Source organism: Nonomuraea sp. NPDC005692 (assembly GCF_040631115.1).
Taxonomy (GTDB): Bacteria; Actinomycetota; Actinomycetes; order Streptosporangiales; family Streptosporangiaceae; genus Nonomuraea.
The window spans coordinates 324,798-340,603 of the sequence record NZ_JBEXYU010000006.1; the positions used below are offsets into that span (position 1 = coordinate 324,798).

The window sequence follows — 15,806 nt, forward strand, 5'->3', positions numbered from 1 at the left end:
ATGCGGTTCGACTCGCTGATCGACTCGGTCGGGCGCACGCCGCTCGTCGGGCTGCCCCGGCTGTCGCCCTCGCCCGAGGTGCGCGTCTGGGCCAAGCTCGAAGACCGTAACCCGACCGGGTCGATCAAGGACCGGCCGGCGCTGTGGATGATCGAGCAGGCCGAGAAGGACGGCCTGCTCACGCCCGGCTGCACGATCCTGGAGCCCACCAGCGGCAACACCGGCATCTCGCTCGCGATGTCGGCCAAGCTCAAGGGCTACCGGCTGATCTGCGTGATGCCGGAGAACACCTCCGAGGAGCGCCGCCAGCTCCTGCGCATGTGGGGCGCGGAGATCATCTCCTCGCCCGCCGCGGGCGGCTCCAACGAGGCCGTCCGCGTGGCCAAGGGCCTGGCCGCGGAGAACCCGTCCTGGGTGATGCTCTACCAGTACGGAAACCCGGCCAACTGGCGCTCCCACTACGAGACCACCGGCCCGGAGATTCTGGCCGACCTGCCCACGGTCACCCACTTCGTGGCCGGGCTCGGCACGACGGGCACGCTCATGGGCGTCGGCCGGTTCCTGCGGGAACGGGTGCCCGGCGTGCAGATCGTCGCCGCCGAGCCGCGCTACGGCGAGCTGGTCTACGGCCTGCGCAACGTCGACGAGGGCTTCATCCCCGAGCTGTACGACGAGTCCGTGCTGACCACCCGCTTCTCCGTCGGCTCGGCCGACGCGCTGCGGCGCACCCGCGAGCTGCTGGCCGCCGAGGGCATCTTCGCGGGCGTCTCGACCGGCGCCGCGCTGCACGCCGCGCTGGGCGTGGCCGGGAAGGCCGTCAAGGCGGGCGAGCGGGCCGACGTCGTCTTCGTGGTGGCCGACGGCGGCTGGAAATACCTGTCCACGGGCGCCTACGACGGCACCCTGGAGGAGGCGGAAGAGCGCCTGGAAGGGCAGCTCTGGGCCTGACGACATGAAGAAGGGGGCGGCCGGTCCGGCCGCCCCCTTCTTCCATGGTCAGTTGAACAACACCCGCAGCGAGAAGTCCGCCTCGGTGGCGCTCTGCTTCCCGCTCAGCCCGACGGCCCGCAGGACCTGCGCGTTGGCCTTGTCGTCGCCCTCCATGCTCTGCAGGTAGAGGTGCTCGACCTTGTCGAGGTCCACGAAGAGCGCGAAGGTCGCCTCGCCGGCGTCGGGGATGGCGGTCTGGAACGTCTCGGAGTCGCCCAGCGTGCCTTCCTCGGCCAGCTTCTTGGCGTACTCCTCGCTCGTCGCCGCCGTGAAGACGCCGTCACCGGGCACCTTGGCGAGCTGCGGAGCGGGCTGCCCACTGGCCGCCAGCGCCTTCTCGATCTTGCCGACCACCGCCTGGGCCTTGGCCGGATCGGTGACCACGCGGACGCCCGCCTTGATCTGGTCGCCGTCCAGGCCCTGGCTGTCCACCGCGACCGTGAAGTTCTTGCCGAGCACCGTGGCCAGGTCGCCGGGCAGGTCGAGGCCGAACTTGGTCTTGGCCTGGTCGAGGAGCTGCCGGACCTCGGCGCCGCCGCCGGCCGCGGCCGACTTCTGGATCTGGGCCCACTGGCTGGTGATCATCTGGTCCAGGCCGGAGATCGACAGGGCCCCGGCGGTGCCGGCAGGCAGCGTGCCCAGGGCGGCGGGCTGGAGGTCGTCCGAGGTCACGCCCTTGGCGCCCCTGACCAGGCCGGCCAGCTCGACGTAGGCGCTGTCGAAGCGCAGCGCGCCGGCGAACCGGGCGTCCTTGATGGGCTCGATGCTCGCGGCCTGCTCGGCGGGGATGGGGGAGAGCTTGGCCAGCGCCCCCATGTCCGCCCAGAACGACAAAACGCCCTGCTCGCCGACGTCACCCATGTCGTCGTTGAACTCGCTGTTGTCGGCGAGCGTGGCCTGGCCCTTCGCGTACTTGTCGGCCAGCGCCTGGGTCGAGGACAGCAGCGCGTAGTCGTCGCGGAAGGCGATGCCGTACTTGTCGCCGTCCATGAGCTTGGCGATGCCCGCCTTGGCCTGCGCCTGGTCCTTGACCTGCACGGCCACCGCGAAGTCGGGCTCGGACTTGCCGGAGGGCACGGCGGCGAAGCCGACCCTGCTGCCCAGCCACGGGTCCACGTCCTTGGCGAAGTCGACCTTCTTCTCGCCGGTCTCGTTGACCAGGTTGAACAGGGCCTGGCGGGGGTCCTCGCCGGTGAAGGAGCCCTTGGTGACCGTGAACTTCCTGGCGAGCTGGAACAGCGCCAGCTTCTGGTTCGCGGCCGGGTCGAGGTCGAGGCGGGCGTAGGCGATCGCGTCGGCGGGCAGGACCTCGTTCGGCTGCGTGCCGCCGCCGCCGATCGCGCCCACGGCCCACACCGCGCCGCCGCCGAGCAGCACCACCGCGAGCGCCGCCGCGCCGGCGATCAGCCAGCCCTTGCGGCCGCCCTTCTTCGCCGGCTGGGGCGGGCCGAAGCCGTCGGGGCCCTGCTGCTGCCAACCCTGCTGCGCGTACTGGTCCTGCTGCTGCCAACCCTGCTGGTGCTGCTGCTGGGCGTACGGGTCCTGTTGCTGCCAACCCTGGTGCTGCGCGTGCTGGTCCTGTTGCGGCCAGGTCTGTTGCTGCTGCTGCTGTTGCCGGCCTTGCTGCGCCTGGCCGCCGTACGGGGCGCCGTAGGCGGGCTGCTGGCCGTAGGCGGATTGGGGGTTGTAAGCCGGCTGCCCGTACGAAGCTCCCTGCCCCGGCTGAGGGGCCTGCTGACCATAGGGCTGCTGGTACGGCTGCTGCTGCGGCTCCTGCGGCTGGTCCCAGCCTCCTCGGTACGCCGTGGTGCGCTCAGGATCCTGGCCAGGTGGGGGATTATTCGCAGACATCACTCAACTCACAATGTGGACTTTTGACCACAGAGAAGGTAGCTGATGTTGCTAGATGGCCGCTTGCAATGTGCTGAAGTCGGGATTAGGCCCGGTTCAGCTCCTTTTTCAGCACATCGAGGTGAACTTCGCCGCCTGTCCAGTCCGTCACGCAGGCCCAGGGCACGAACGTGCACCCGGCGTACACCGTCCGCGCCAGCGTCTTGGACAGCCAGGGGGAGCGGCCCTGACGGTCTCGGGTGAGCCCGAGCAGGACGGGCGCCCGCCGCCCCGAGACGACCAGCCCGTAGACCGTCTGGCTCTGCTGGATCTCGCCCCTGTGCCTGTGGGCGCGGATGTCGACCACGTGACCGACCCAGATCCCGTTGGAGTCCCACACCGACTGACCGATGAGTTCGGTGACAGTTGCCATGATCGAACTGTCCCATCCGGGTGGTGTTTCCGCAGGTAGGCGCGCTGATATCGGAACGGCGTGGTGCGAACGCCGCAGCCCCGCGTAAAGTGGGGGGACTACTAGAATATAGTTCCGTACGGTGAAGGCAGGGCGGTATGACCAAGTTCGACGAGGCCACACAGGCGATCAGGGTCGACGAGACCACCTATGACGTGTGCCTCGACCCCGGATACTCCATCGGCGGCCCGCTCAACGGCGGCTACCTGATGGCCGTGGTCCTGCGCGCCGCCGTGGACGCCTCGCCGTTCGAGCACCCGGTGAGCACCACCTCGCAGTTCCTCAGATCACCGGTCGCCGGCCCCGCCCAGGTCCGGGTCGAGCCGCTGAAGTCGGGCCGCACGGCCGCCTTCGCCAGGGCCACCCTCGTCCAGGACGGCGTGCCGCAGATCGAGAGCCTGATCACCACCGCCACCCTGGCCGGCGCCGACCCCGTCTACACCGACGCGCCCTCGGTCGTCATGCAGTCCGTCGAGGAGTGCGTCAAGCTGCCCGACCCCAAGCCCGAGAACAACATGACCCTCAACGCCCAGATGGACATGCGCTTCGACCCGCCCACCATCGCCTGGCTGGCCGGCGAACCGACGGGCAGGCCGGAGTCGCGTGCCTACTTCAGGATGGCCGAGCCGCAGGACGCCGACCCGTACGTGCTGGCCCTGGCCGTGGACGCGCTGCCGCCCGTGGTGTTCTCCGCCGGCGCCCGCGGCTGGGCGCCCACCGTCGAGCTCACCTGGCACCTGCGCGCCCTGCCCGCCCCCGGCTGGCTCACCCTGATCGGGAGCGGCCGGCTCATTTCGGACGGCTGGTTCGACGAGGAGGTCGAGGTGTGGGACTCCGCCGGCCGGCTCGTGGCCCAGTCGCGCCAGCTCGCCAGGGTCGGAAGGGGCTGATGTGAGCAACACGACAGTCGCGCCTTCATCAGGTGTGAGCATTCTTACGCGGTGTTGATCGAGCAGGTCGCCTACCCTCTAGAACGTGCCGGACGAGAGTATTGGGATCTTCGACAGCGGGGTGGGCGGCCTGACGGTCGCGCGCGCGATCATCGACCAGCTCCCCCACGAGTCGATCACCTACGTGGCCGACACGGCCCGCCAGCCGTACGGGCCGAAACCCATCGCGGAGCTGCGCGCCTACGCCCTTGAGGTGATGGACCACCTCGTCGAGCAGGACGTCAAGATGCTCGTCATCGCGTGCAACAGCGCCAGCGCCGCCGTGCTGCGCGACGCCCGCGAACGCTACGGCGTGCCGGTCGTCGAGGTGATCCAGCCCGCCACCAGGCGCGCGGTGCGCGCCACCCGCACCGGCCGGGTCGGCGTGATCGCCACCCAGGCCACCATCACGTCGCTGGCCTACCACGACGCCTTCACCGCGGCCCCCGACGTGCAGCTCACCGGCGTGGCCGCGCCCCGCCTGGTGGAGTACGTCGAGCGCGGGGAGACGATGAGCAAGGAGCTCATCGACGTCCTGGCCGAGTACCTCGATCCGATCAGGGCGGCCGGCTGCGACACGCTCATCCTCGGCTGCACCCACTACCCGCTGCTCACCGGCGCGATCTCCTACGTCGTCGGCGACGGGGTCACGCTGGTCTCCAGCGCCGACGAGACGGCCAAGGACGTCTACCGGATCCTGCACGACCGCGGACTGGCGGCGGGAGGCGAGGCCACCCCCCGGCACCGCTTCCGCGCCACCGGCGACTCCCAGCTCTTCGCCCGCCTCGGCAGGCGGTTCCTGGGCCCGGAGATCGACGTGGTCGAAGTCGCGCCAGTGGGGGGTACTACCTTTAGCGGGAGGCCCACATGAAGGTGACCATCGTCGGATGCTCGGGCAGCTACCCCGGCCCCGACAGCCCCGCGTCCTGCTATCTCGTCGAGGCCGAGGGGTTCAGGATGCTGCTCGACCTCGGCAACGGGTCGCTCGGCGCGCTCCAGCGCCATATCGGCCTCTACGACGTGGACGCCATCTGCCTGTCCCATCTGCACGCCGACCACTGCCTCGACGTCTGCGGCTACCACGTGGCCCGCACGTACGGGCCCGACGCGCCGTACCCGCCCGTGCCGGTCTACGCGCCGGAGGGCGCCCCGGCCCGGCTCGCGGCCGCGTACGGGATGCCGGACGAGCCCGGCCTGGAGACCGCCTTCGACTTCACGCCGCTGTCGCCCGGCTCGTTCGAGGTGGGGCCGTTCGTCGTCACCGCCGGCCTGGTGAACCATCCGGTCGAGGCGTACGGGTTCCGGGTGGCCAGCGACGACGTGTGCATGGCGTACTCGGGGGACACCGGGGAGTCGGCGGAGCTGGTCAAGCTGGCCGCGGGGGCCGACCTCATGTTGTGCGAGGCGTCGTTCGTCGAGGGGCCCGACCTGCCGCCCGACCTGCACCTGACCGGCCGTCAGGCGGCCGAGCACGCGGCCAAGGCCAACGCGGGCAAACTCGTGCTCACCCACCTGGTGCCGTGGAACGACAACGCAAGGGTGCTGCAGGACGCGTCGAGGGGCGGTTACGCCGGGCCGATCGAGCTGGCCCGCAGCGGCGCGGTCTACGACCTGGCCTGAGCGTCGTCGAAGTCACGTAATCGGGGCAGCGGCGAGAACAGCAGCGGCACGAACGACATGACCCGGCCGATCATGAACACCCATAAGGCCGTCCGCACGCCGAACTGCTGGGCGACGATCCCGCCGAGCAGCGCGCCCAGCGGGACCGAGGCCCACGTCAACGACCGGAACGAGGCGTTGACCCGGCCCAGCAGCCGCTCGGGGACCGTCGTCTGCCGGTAGGTGATCTGGCCGACCGCGCCCAGCGCCGAGCTCCACGACAACGCAATCGAGGTGACGGCGAAGAACGCCACCCGCCAGTCGGCCTGGGTCATCGGCAGCAGCAGGGCGAAGGGCGCCGGCACGGTGAGGGAGAGCCAGGTGACCCTGGCCGTGCCGACCTTCCTGGCCAGCAGCGCGCCGAGCAGGCCCGCGGCCACGCCGCCGAACCCGCCGGACATGAGCAGCACGCCGATGAGGCCGGGCGCCAGCCCCACCTCGTCGGCCAGGAACAACACCGACAGGCCGAGCACCGCGCCGACCGTCAGGTTCGCCAGCACCGAGGACGCGGCGAACATGCGCATCAGGTGGTCGCGCCACACGTAGCGCAGCCCCACGCCGATGCCGCGCAGCAACGGCTCGGGCTCGCCCGCGGCCGGCGGCTTGTCCGGGGTCTTGATGGTGCTGAGGAACAGCGCCGACGTCAGCGAGCCCAGCGCCGTGGCGAGCATCGTGAACGGCGCGCCGACGAGCTGCACCAGCAGGCCGCCGAGGCCAGGCCCGCCCAGGAAGCCGCCGGAGCGCACCACCTCCAGCTTGGAGTTGCCGTCGCCGAGCTGCCCCGCGCTCACCAGGCTGGGCAAATACGTCTGGTCGGCGACGTCGTTGAACACCTGCGCCACACCCGCGAGGAAGGCGACCGTGAACATCATGCCGATCGACAGCACGCCCAGTTGCGCCGCCAGCGGAATGCTCGCCAGCAGCACGAACCTGACCAGGTCGGAGACCACCATCACGCGGCGCCGGCGCATCCGGTCGACCCACACCCCCGCGGGCAGGCCGAGCACGAGGAACGCGGCGGTCTGCAGCGCGGACAGCAGGGCCACCTGGGCCGGCTGCGCGTGCAGCGTGACGACCGCCACCAGCGGGAGGGCCACGCGCGAGATATTCGCTCCCAGTTCGTTCCCTACGTGCGATGTCAGGAACCGGAGGAAGTCAGGGTTTCGCAACACCCCCGTTGTCATTGCGTAAGGATCCATGTGTCGGACACATTTGGTCAAGAGTGTCGTGCCGCGGAGATAGGGTGATCTGCATGTCCCGACAGGATGGCCGCAACCCCGACCAGCTACGCCCCATCACCATCACCCGGCAGTGGCTGGCGCACGCCGAGGGTTCGGTCCTCGTCGAGTTCGGCGGCACGAGGGTGCTCTGCGCGGCGTCGGTGCAGGACAGCGTGCCGCGCTGGCGCAGGGGCAGCGGCCAGGGCTGGGTCACGGCCGAATACGCGATGCTCCCGCGGGCGACCAATACCCGTAATGACCGGGAATCGGTCCGCGGCAAAATCGGCGGGCGCACGCACGAGATTTCCCGGTTGATCGGAAGATCACTTCGCGCGTGCGTCGATTACAAAGCTCTCGGCGAAAACTCCATTCTGCTCGACTGCGACGTCCTGCAGGCCGACGGCGGCACCAGGACCGCCGCGATCACCGGCGCTTACGTCGCCCTCGCCGACGCCGTCGCCTGGATGAAGGCGCGCAAGATGTGCCCGGGAGACCCGCTGATCGGCTCGGTCGCGGCCGTGTCCGTCGGGGTCGTCGGCTCGGTCCCCATGCTCGACCTGTGCTACACCGAAGACGTCGCCGCCGAGACCGACATGAACGTCGTGATGACCGGCGAGGGCGCCTTCGTCGAGGTGCAGGGCACCGCCGAGGGTGTGCCCTTCGACCGCGCGGCCCTCGACCAGCTGCTCGACCTGGCCGCCGCCGGGTGCGAGGAGCTCACCCTGATCCAGCAGGAGGCGCTGAGCGCATGAAGATCGTGCTCGCCACCCGCAACCCGGGCAAGATCGCGGAGCTGCGGCGCATCCTCGCCGGGTTCGAGATCGTCGGGCTCGAGGAGTTCCCCGAGATCGGCGAGGTCGCCGAGACCGGCGTCACCTTCGAGGAGAACGCGCTGCTCAAGGCGCACGCCGTCGCCAAGGGCTCCGGGCTGCCGGCCGTGGCCGACGACTCCGGGCTCTGCGTCGACGTGCTCAACGGCATGCCCGGCGTCTTCTCGGCCCGCTGGTCCGGCCGCCACGGCGACGACCAGGCCAACCTCGACCTGCTGCTCGCCCAGCTCTCCGACGTGCCCGCCGAGAAGCTGTCGGCGCACTTCGCCTGCGCCGCCGCGCTCGCGCTGCCGTCCGGGGAGCACCGGGTGGTGGAGGGCACGCTGCCCGGCCACCTGATCACCACCCCGCGGGGCACCAACGGCTTCGGCTACGACCCGATCCTGGTGCCGCTCGGCCACGACCGCACCACCGCCGAGCTGTCTCCCGACGAGAAGGACGCCATCAGCCACCGGGGCCGTGCCTTCCGTGCGCTGGCGCCGATCGTGCGTGACATCGTCGGCTCGTAACCACCGCGTAAGAACCTGCTGACCGTGGGCGACGTAACGTCGTACCGTGCAGAAGAACGAGAGGGTGCCCGCCTGGGCCGGCGCCCTGGCGGGGCTCACGGCGGGTGCGCTGGCGCTGGGGATCGCGCAGCTTGTCGCCGGGTTCGCCGGTCCTGAGACCTTTCCGGTGGTGGCGGTGGGGGACACCGCCGTCGACCTGACACCGGCGCCGGTGAAGGACTTCGCGATCAACACGTTCGGGGAGAACGACAAGACCGTCCTCATCGGGGGCGTGCTCGTGGTGCTCGCCGGGATCGCGGCCGTCATCGGGGTGCTGGCGCGGCGCCGGCTCGCGTACGGGTACGCGGGGCTGGCCCTGTTCGGGGTGGTGGGGGCGGCCGCGGTGCTCACCCGTCCGGGGGCCGGGGCGGCGGACGTGCTGCCGACGGTGGTCGGGGTCCTGTGCGGGGGGCTGGTGCTGGGGTGGCTGCTCCGGCGCGCGGGCGTTGGTCGCGGCACGGTCGCGACGGCCCCTGAGGCCGGTGGCGGGGTCGCGGCCCCTGAAGCCGGTGGCGAGGCGGCGCCTGGGCGCCGCGGTGACGGCGCGGTCTCCGAGGGCGGCGGTGACGGTACGGTCTCCGATGAGGTCGGTGGTGCGGGGGCGGGCGGCGAGGGGGCCGTGGAGCGGCCTGCCGTGATGCGGGCCGGGGCGGGGGAGCGCGGCTTCGACCGGCGGCGGCTGATCACCGGTGTGGCGGGCGGGATCGTGGTGGCGGGGGCGTCGGCCGTGCTGGGCCGGCAGCTCGGCGGGCAGCGGGAGCTGGACGCGACGCGGGTGAACCTGGCGCTGCCCAGGCCGGCGACGCCCGCCCGGCCCCTTCCCGCCGGTACGGACTTCCGCATCCCCGGCCTGTCCCCCTTCATCACGAAAAATCGGGACTTCTATAGGGTTGATACGGCGCTCGTCGTCCCCCAGGTGGACCCGCGCACCTGGACGCTTCGCATCCACGGCATGGTGGACAGACCGGTCGAGATCACCTACGCCGAGCTGCTGAACCTGCCGCTCACCGAGGCCGACATCACCCTGACCTGCGTCTCCAACGAGGTGGGCGGCCCGTACGTCGGCAACGCCCGCTGGCTGGGCGTACGCATGGCCGACCTGCTGCGCCGTGCCGGGCTCCAGCCGGGGGCCGACATGCTGCTGTCCACCTCCGACGACGGCTTCACCTGCGGCACGCCCGTGGACGTCGTGATGGACGGCCGCGACGCCCTCTTCGCCATCGCCATGAACGGCGAGGCGCTCCCGTTCGAGCACGGTTTCCCCGTACGCCAGGTCGTGCCCGGCCTGTACGGGTACGTGTTGGCCACCAAGTGGGTGGTGGACGTGAAGGTGACCCGGTTCGACCGGGACCAGGCGTACTGGACGCCACGCGGGTGGGCCGCCAAGGGGCCGATCAAGACGGAGTCGCGCATCGACGTGCCGAAGAGCGGCGACTCGCTGAAGGCCGGGCGCACGACCATCGCCGGGGTGGCGTGGGCCCAGCACACCGGGGTGGACGCCGTCGAGGTGCGGGTCGATCGCGGCGAGTGGCGGCAGGCGCGGCTGGCCGCCGTGCCGGGGCCCGACACCTGGCGGCAGTGGGCGCTCGACTGGGACGCCACGCCCGGGGAGCACACGATCGAGGCGCGGGCGACGGACGCGGCGGGTCGCACCCAGACCGAACGGCAGGCGCCGCCCGCGCCCGACGGCGCCAGCGGGTGGCCGGCCCTGACGGTCCAGGTGGCCTGATTCGCGGACGTTTGCGCAGGTAAAGCCGTTGGCCCAGACGGATAATCTTCCCCACTTCCCCCTCTCGGACGCGACGGCGGCCCTACGATCGGTCGTCCAAGCAGGACAGGAGGCAGGACGTGGTCCGCGAACGCAAGTCGAGCGTCCGAGGGGTCCTTCCGGAGGGGCAGTACAACCCGGTGGTGGGAGAGGGGGTCCGGTGGCTCGACTACGAACGTGCCGCCGAGGACGTCCCCGGCGAAGCACCCGCCACGACCGAGGTGCCCTCCTCCCGTGAGGGCTCGGCCCCCTTAACGCCCGCCGCCTCCCGCGCCCCCGCCGAGGAGCCGCCGCCACCCGGCCTCCGTACGCAGACCCCTGCTCCCTCCCACCCGACCCCCCGGCCCGCCGCAGCCTCCGTCCCTGGTGTGGTCTCCGCTCTGGACGTGCTCACCGGCCTCGCCACCCGCCCGGCCCCGGCCCGCACCGACACGCCGTACGGCCTGACGTTCAGCCTGAACACCCTCAACCGCCTCGCCACGGCCATCCCGGACGAGCGGGAGAGCGCACATCCCGGCCGGCCGGACGACCGGAAGGCGCCGACGGGCGTGCCGGACGGCCCGTCGCCACGTTCCGCCGAGGCGACCACCTGCGCCGACGGCGGCGGGGCGACCGGCGCGGCGACCGGCGGGCAGGCCGCCACAGTGCCGAACGCCGACGTGCCGAACGCCGGGGAAGCGCACACCGGCACGTCCGGCCACCGGGAGGGACGTCCTGACGCGTCCGACGACCAGGAGCTCCCGCAGGCGCGGGTATCGCGCACGACGGCCCATCCGGCCGCGGCCCGCGATCCGCACGGAGCCCCACCCATGCCGGCAGCCCCACGAGTGATCGGCCTGAACGGAGCCGCCGCGCAGGCAGAGGCGGCACGCCCGAGCGGCCTGCGGGAAGCCGCCCCGGAGGCGGGCAGCCCGCGTGAGGCAGGGCCGGACGAGGGGGAGCCGGGGGAGTTCCCAGGGGGCGGGACCGGCGGGCCGGAGAGCCCCGGGGACGCGGTGACGCCGGGTTTCGGGGCGGCGGTCAACGGGATGCGGCGGCTGGAGTTCGGGGAGAGGGACGGGGCCCGTGGCGCGGACGGACGGCATCCGCTGGAGGCCCGGATCGACCGGGCGAGGAACCGTGCCGCCGTCGACTGGTTCGAGGGCGAGCGGCGGCCGCCGAGGCTGGCCGACTGCCGGCCGTACGGGCTGCCCGGCGGGTTGGCACAGCCGGACCCGCAGGTGGAACGGGAGCTGAGGCAGGCGCTGGAGCCCGGTGCCAGGTTCCCCGATCCGCGCGGCACCTGGGTCCGGCTGATCAACGGCGGCGGCCCGGCCGACGACCCGTTCCGGGCCTCCAACGCCGCCGACTGCGCCCTGGCCGTGTTGTCCACCTGGCACGGCGAGCCCGCCACCGCCGCCCCCCGGCTCCCCGAGTACGACGGGATCGGCCGGCCGCTGCTCACCGGCGAGAAGGGCGGAGCGGCCCGGATCGAGCGGTGGACCGGCCGGCGGTTCCAGTACGCGGGCCAGGGGCGGCACGCCTACCCCATGATCGCCCGGCGGCTGCTGGAGGCCGGGCACGGCGCGAGCGCGGTCATCGTGGTGCGCTGGCCGGGCGGCGGGTCGCACGTCTGGAACGCGGTCAACTCCGGCAGCGAGGTGATCTGGATCGACGCCCAGCGCGGGCACATGTCGGTCGAGCCGCCGTACGCGACGGTGACGGGGGTGTTCTGCATGATCCTCGACCGGCAGGGGCGGCCGCGATGAACATGGACCAGGCCAGGGCGCTGGCGGAGGAGTACGTCAACGGGACGCGCCCGCCGGACGAGCCGCTGTCGGTGGGCCTGTACGGCTTCCACGACGGGTACGTCGCCTGGATCCGGGAGCTCGACCCCGACGACCCCACCACCCTGCCGGACACGGTAGGCGGGGCGTGCATCGTGATCGACAAGGCGTCCGGGGAGGTCGTCGTCCGGCCTCTGCTGGATCCGGAGACCGTCGCCGAGCTGTGGCCCGGCCGCACCCCGCGCTGACCGCGTGACGCACGGGAGGCCGGGCGCCGCCCCCATAGGGCGCCCGACCTGTCGTCACGTGCGTGGCCGCGCCCCCATAGGGCGTCCGACCTGGTGGCACGTGCGTGGCCGCGCGGCCTCGGCGTCCCCCACGACACCCGTCCCATGAGACCGCGCACCCCCTGCGCGTACCCTCTATCCTGATTTTTCGCTTTTATTCGCTTTTGCCATGGATCACCCCGTAGCCAACGAACCGACGATCGACGCCCTGGCCGCCCGCCGGGCCGGCACCACGGCGGCCAGCACGCCCGCCAGCCCCGAGAGCACCACGAACAGCGCGATCTGCCCGAGCGGCGCGGAGAAGACCGCCCCGGGCAACATCGCCCGTACCGCGGCCCAGCCGAACACGCCGCCGAGCACCACGCCGACCAGCGCCCCGACCAGGCCGAGCAGCAGCGCCTCGACCGAGAGCATCCGCCGCAGCTGCGGACGGGTCAGCCCGAGCGCCCGCAGCAGCGCCGACTCCCTGGTGCGTTCGTGCACCGACAACGACAGGGTGTTGGCGATGCCGAGCAGCGAGATCAGGATCGCCAGCCCGAGCAGCCCGGTCACGATCATGAGCAGCATGTCCAGGGTCTCGTCGAACTGCCCGCGTACCTCGGTCGAACTGGCCATCTGGACGGTGGGATGGGCCGCGATCGCGGCCCTGACCACCTGACGGGCCTGGTCGGTCGCGACGCCGTCGCGGATGTTGATCATCACGCGGGAGTCGGGCACCCGGTCGTAGTAGGTGTCGAACGGCCGCTCGGCGACGGTGAGCGGGGGCAGGGTGGAGTTCGTCCCGGCGAGGACGGCGACGACCTTCAGCGGCACGGACCCGGCCAGCTCGGTCTTGACCGTGACAGTGTCGCCGACCTTGACGCCCAGGGCGGAGGCCGCGTAGTCGAGCAGCGCGACCTGCCCGGCCGACAGGCCCGCCATCGAGCCGGACAGCACCTCGGGGGCGACGGTCCCGTGGTAGGTGCCGATGTCGAAGCGCCGGTCGCCCACCTTGCCCGGGGTCTCGCGGATCTGCAGCACCGAGGCCAGCTCGGGACGGCCGCGCAGCTTCTCGGCCACCGACCTGGGCACCCCGCTGTCCTGCACCTGGCCGGCCAGCATGTAGTCGACGGGGAACTGCTCGTCGAGCTTGTTCCACACGGTCAGCCGGGTGGAGGCGCTGAGCACCGAGATCAGCGTCATCAGCGTGACGCCGATGGTGAGCGCGACCGTGGTGGTCGCGGCGCGCCGGGGGTTGCGGGCCGAGTTGTCCAGCGCCAGGCGTCCTGGCACGCCGAACAGCTTGGCCGGGATCCAGCCCACCACCGCGCTCAGGGGCCTGACCAGCACCGGCCCGAGGATCAGCACGGCCAGGAAGACCAGCGCGCCGCCGGCCATCACGACGAACAGCGTGCTCGTCTCGCCCGCCGGCAGCCCCGCCACGCCGAACGCGGTCATGCCCGCCCCGGCCAGCAGGAACAGCCCCGCGAACACCGAGCGCAGCAGGCCGGTGCGGAAGTCCTGCTCCTCCGGCTGGGCGCGCAGCGCCGCGACCGGCGGCACGCGGGTGGCCGCCCGCGCGGGCAGCAGGGCCGCGAACAGGGTGACCACCAGGCCGACGGCCAGGCCGATCCCGATGGTGGCCGGCGTCAGCGCGACCGCCGCGTCCGTGGGCATGGGGGCGTCGAACGCGGCCAGCAGCGTCAGCGCGAGCACGGCCAGCCCGTACCCGGTGAGCAGGCCGAGCGCGGAGGCGAGCAGCCCGACCGCGAACGACTCCAGCACGATCGAGCCGAACACCTGCCCGCGGGTCGCGCCGATGCAGCGCAGCAGCGCCATCTCCCGGGTGCGCTGCGCGACCAGGATGGTGAAGGTGTTGTAGATGACCAGCGCGGCCACCATCATCGCCACCGCCCCGAACAGCAGCAGGCCGATGGTCAGCGTGCGCATCGACAGCCCGGCCGAGGCCGCCAGGTCGTCGGCCAGCTCCGTGCCGGACTTGACCTCGTAGGCGTCGCCGAGCGCCGCGGCCACGGCCTGCTTCAGCCCGGGGGCCGAGCCGGCGACGTCGATCTCGCGGTAACCCTTGGCGCCGGTCATGCGCTGCGCGGTGGCCGCGGTGAAGCCGACCGCGCCGGTGAAGGACAGCTCCTGGTCCACCCCGGGATCGAGCAGGCCGACCAGCCGGAACTGGTGGCGGGCCTGCTTGCGGTCGAGCACGGTGATCGTGTCGCCGAGCCGCAGGCCCTGCGACTTCGCGGTGTTCTTGTCCAGCACGGCCGCCTGGTCGTCGGTGCCCGGGCCGGTGCCCGCGACGATCGAGGTGCGGTCCAGCGGGCCGGGGACGATGGACAGGGCCGTGGTCGGGCTGCTGCCGACCGCCCTGCCGTCCTTGCCGAGCAGCGGCGCGGGGTCGCGGATCAGGCCCTGCGCCTCGGTCACGCCGGTGAGGGCGCGCACCCGTTCCAGGGCCTTCTCCGGCAGCACGCCGTCGCGCTCCTTGGGCAGGACGGCCACGTCCACCTTGTCGGCGTCGGCGGTGACGCGCTGGGAGAAGCCCGCCTGGATGGTGTCGTTCAGCACGAACGTGCCCGCGATGAAGCCCACCCCCAGCGTGATCGCCAGCGAGGTGAGCAGCAGCCTGAGCTTGTGCGCGCGCAGTCCGGCCAGCGCCGTCTTCAGCACCTCAGCCCTCCAGCTTCACGAGCGTGTCCAGGACGGCCTGCGGCGACGGCGAGGTGATCTCGGTGACCAGCTCGCCGTCGCGCAGGAACACCACCCGGTCGGCGTAGGCCGCCGCGACCGGGTCGTGGGTGACCATGACGATGGTCTGGCCGAGCTCGCGGACCGAGGTGCGCAGGAAGGACAGGATCTCCGAGCCGCTGCGCGAGTCCAGGTTGCCCGTGGGCTCGTCGGCGAAGATCACCTGCGGCTTGCTGATCAGGGCCCTGGCCACGGCCACGCGCTGCTGCTGGCCGCCGGACAGCTCGGTCGGCCGGTGCCCGAGCCGGTTCCGCAGCCCGACGGTGTCGATGACCCGGGCGAACAGCTCCTCGTCCGCCTGCCGGGCGGCGATGTCCAGGGGCAGCCTGATGTTCTGCTCGGCGGTGAGCGTGGGCAGCAGGTTGAACGCCTGGAAGATGAAGCCGATCCGCTCCCGGCGCAGCAGCGTGAGCTGCCGGTCGGCCAGACCGGTCAGCTCGACGTCGCCGATGTGCACCGTGCCCGAGGTGGCGGTGTCCAGGCCGGCCAGGCAGTGCATGAGCGTCGACTTCCCGGAGCCGGACGGGCCCATGATCGCCGTGAAGGCGCCGGTGGCGAAGGCCACGTCCACGCCGCGAAGGGCGTGGACCTGGGCGTCGCCCTGGCCGTACACCTTGGTCAGTGCCTTGGCCACCACCGCGGGCGGTGCCGCGCGCCAGGACTCGGTGAGGGTCACTTTCACTCCTTGTCGCAATTTCTCGTCGCGACCAACGTTAGGAGTGGAAATTTCAGGAATTGTGGGCCCTGAGGAGGGACTTCGTGTAG

Annotated in this window: 14 protein-coding genes; 9 read left to right on the forward strand and 5 right to left on the reverse strand. The window is 71.9% G+C overall.

What is annotated here, in order from left to right:
• The gene (locus ABZ459_RS16685; RefSeq protein WP_357971112.1) at window positions 1-948 is read left to right on the forward strand and encodes a cysteine synthase; all 948 of its coding nucleotides are present in this window, start codon (window positions 1-3) and stop codon (window positions 946-948) included.
• A gap of 48 nt (window positions 949-996) precedes the next feature.
• Here the strand turns inward: ABZ459_RS16685 and ABZ459_RS16690 are convergent, their stop codons facing one another.
• Both ABZ459_RS16690 and ABZ459_RS16695 read right to left on the reverse strand, forming a co-directional pair.
• A complete protein-coding gene (locus ABZ459_RS16690; protein ID WP_357971113.1) occupies window positions 997-2,841 on the reverse strand; it encodes a DUF3352 domain-containing protein in 1,845 nt (614 codons plus the stop codon).
• 85 nt (window positions 2,842-2,926) lie between these two features.
• Entirely contained in the window at window positions 2,927-3,253 is a 327-nt protein-coding gene (locus tag ABZ459_RS16695; RefSeq protein WP_357971114.1) for a hypothetical protein, read from the reverse strand.
• 137 nt (window positions 3,254-3,390) lie between these two features.
• On the opposite strand from ABZ459_RS16695, the gene ABZ459_RS16700 reads away from it, so the two are divergent.
• From ABZ459_RS16700 to ABZ459_RS16710, 3 genes are all read left to right on the forward strand, one after another.
• Complete coding sequence (locus tag ABZ459_RS16700; RefSeq protein ID WP_357971115.1) at window positions 3,391-4,182, forward strand: thioesterase family protein; 792 nt, start codon at window positions 3,391-3,393, stop codon at window positions 4,180-4,182.
• Window positions 4,183-4,267: 85 nt separating this feature from the next.
• Window positions 4,268-5,092, forward strand: a complete 825-nt coding sequence (gene murI / locus ABZ459_RS16705; RefSeq protein WP_357971116.1) for a glutamate racemase — start codon at window positions 4,268-4,270, stop codon at window positions 5,090-5,092.
• A complete protein-coding gene (locus ABZ459_RS16710; RefSeq protein ID WP_357971117.1) occupies window positions 5,089-5,841 on the forward strand; it encodes an MBL fold metallo-hydrolase in 753 nt (250 codons plus the stop codon). Before murI ends, ABZ459_RS16710 begins: the two co-directional genes overlap by 4 nt.
• On the opposite strand, the gene ABZ459_RS16715 is transcribed toward ABZ459_RS16710, so the two are convergent.
• Window positions 5,826-7,079, reverse strand: a complete 1,254-nt coding sequence (locus ABZ459_RS16715; protein ID WP_357971118.1) for an MFS transporter — start codon at window positions 7,077-7,079, stop codon at window positions 5,826-5,828. The two genes, ABZ459_RS16710 and ABZ459_RS16715, sit on opposite strands and share 16 nt — an antisense overlap.
• Window positions 7,080-7,132: 53 nt before the next feature.
• Between ABZ459_RS16715 and rph the strand changes: the two genes are divergently transcribed.
• The 5 genes from rph (at window position 7,133) to ABZ459_RS16740 (ending at window position 12,260) form a co-directional block, all read left to right on the forward strand.
• Window positions 7,133-7,852, forward strand: a complete 720-nt coding sequence (gene rph / locus ABZ459_RS16720; protein WP_357971213.1) for a ribonuclease PH — start codon at window positions 7,133-7,135, stop codon at window positions 7,850-7,852.
• Window positions 7,849-8,439 (forward strand): RdgB/HAM1 family non-canonical purine NTP pyrophosphatase, encoded by a 591-nt coding sequence (gene rdgB, locus ABZ459_RS16725; protein WP_352326185.1) that lies wholly within the window; start codon window positions 7,849-7,851, stop codon window positions 8,437-8,439. Before rph ends, rdgB begins: the two co-directional genes overlap by 4 nt.
• A 46-nt stretch (window positions 8,440-8,485) precedes the next feature.
• Window positions 8,486-10,207: a molybdopterin-dependent oxidoreductase gene (locus tag ABZ459_RS16730; RefSeq protein ID WP_357971119.1), complete on the forward strand. Its 1,722-nt coding sequence runs from the start codon at window positions 8,486-8,488 to the stop codon at window positions 10,205-10,207.
• Between the two features lie 119 nt (window positions 10,208-10,326).
• Complete coding sequence (locus ABZ459_RS16735; RefSeq protein ID WP_357971120.1) at window positions 10,327-11,994, forward strand: toxin glutamine deamidase domain-containing protein; 1,668 nt, start codon at window positions 10,327-10,329, stop codon at window positions 11,992-11,994.
• A complete protein-coding gene (locus ABZ459_RS16740; RefSeq protein ID WP_357971121.1) occupies window positions 11,991-12,260 on the forward strand; it encodes a hypothetical protein in 270 nt (89 codons plus the stop codon). Before ABZ459_RS16735 ends, ABZ459_RS16740 begins: the two co-directional genes overlap by 4 nt.
• A gap of 213 nt (window positions 12,261-12,473) precedes the next feature.
• On the opposite strand, the gene ABZ459_RS16745 is transcribed toward ABZ459_RS16740, so the two are convergent.
• Together ABZ459_RS16745 and ABZ459_RS16750 are read right to left on the reverse strand one after the other, a co-directional pair.
• Window positions 12,474-14,963, reverse strand: a complete 2,490-nt coding sequence (locus ABZ459_RS16745) for an FtsX-like permease family protein (RefSeq protein ID WP_357971122.1) — start codon at window positions 14,961-14,963, stop codon at window positions 12,474-12,476.
• Window position 14,964: 1 nt separating this feature from the next.
• Window positions 14,965-15,717 carry an ABC transporter ATP-binding protein gene (locus ABZ459_RS16750; protein ID WP_352350142.1) on the reverse strand — a complete coding sequence of 251 codons (753 nt, stop codon included), beginning with the start codon at window positions 15,715-15,717 and terminating at the stop codon, window positions 14,965-14,967.
• Window positions 15,718-15,806 lie beyond the last annotated feature (89 nt).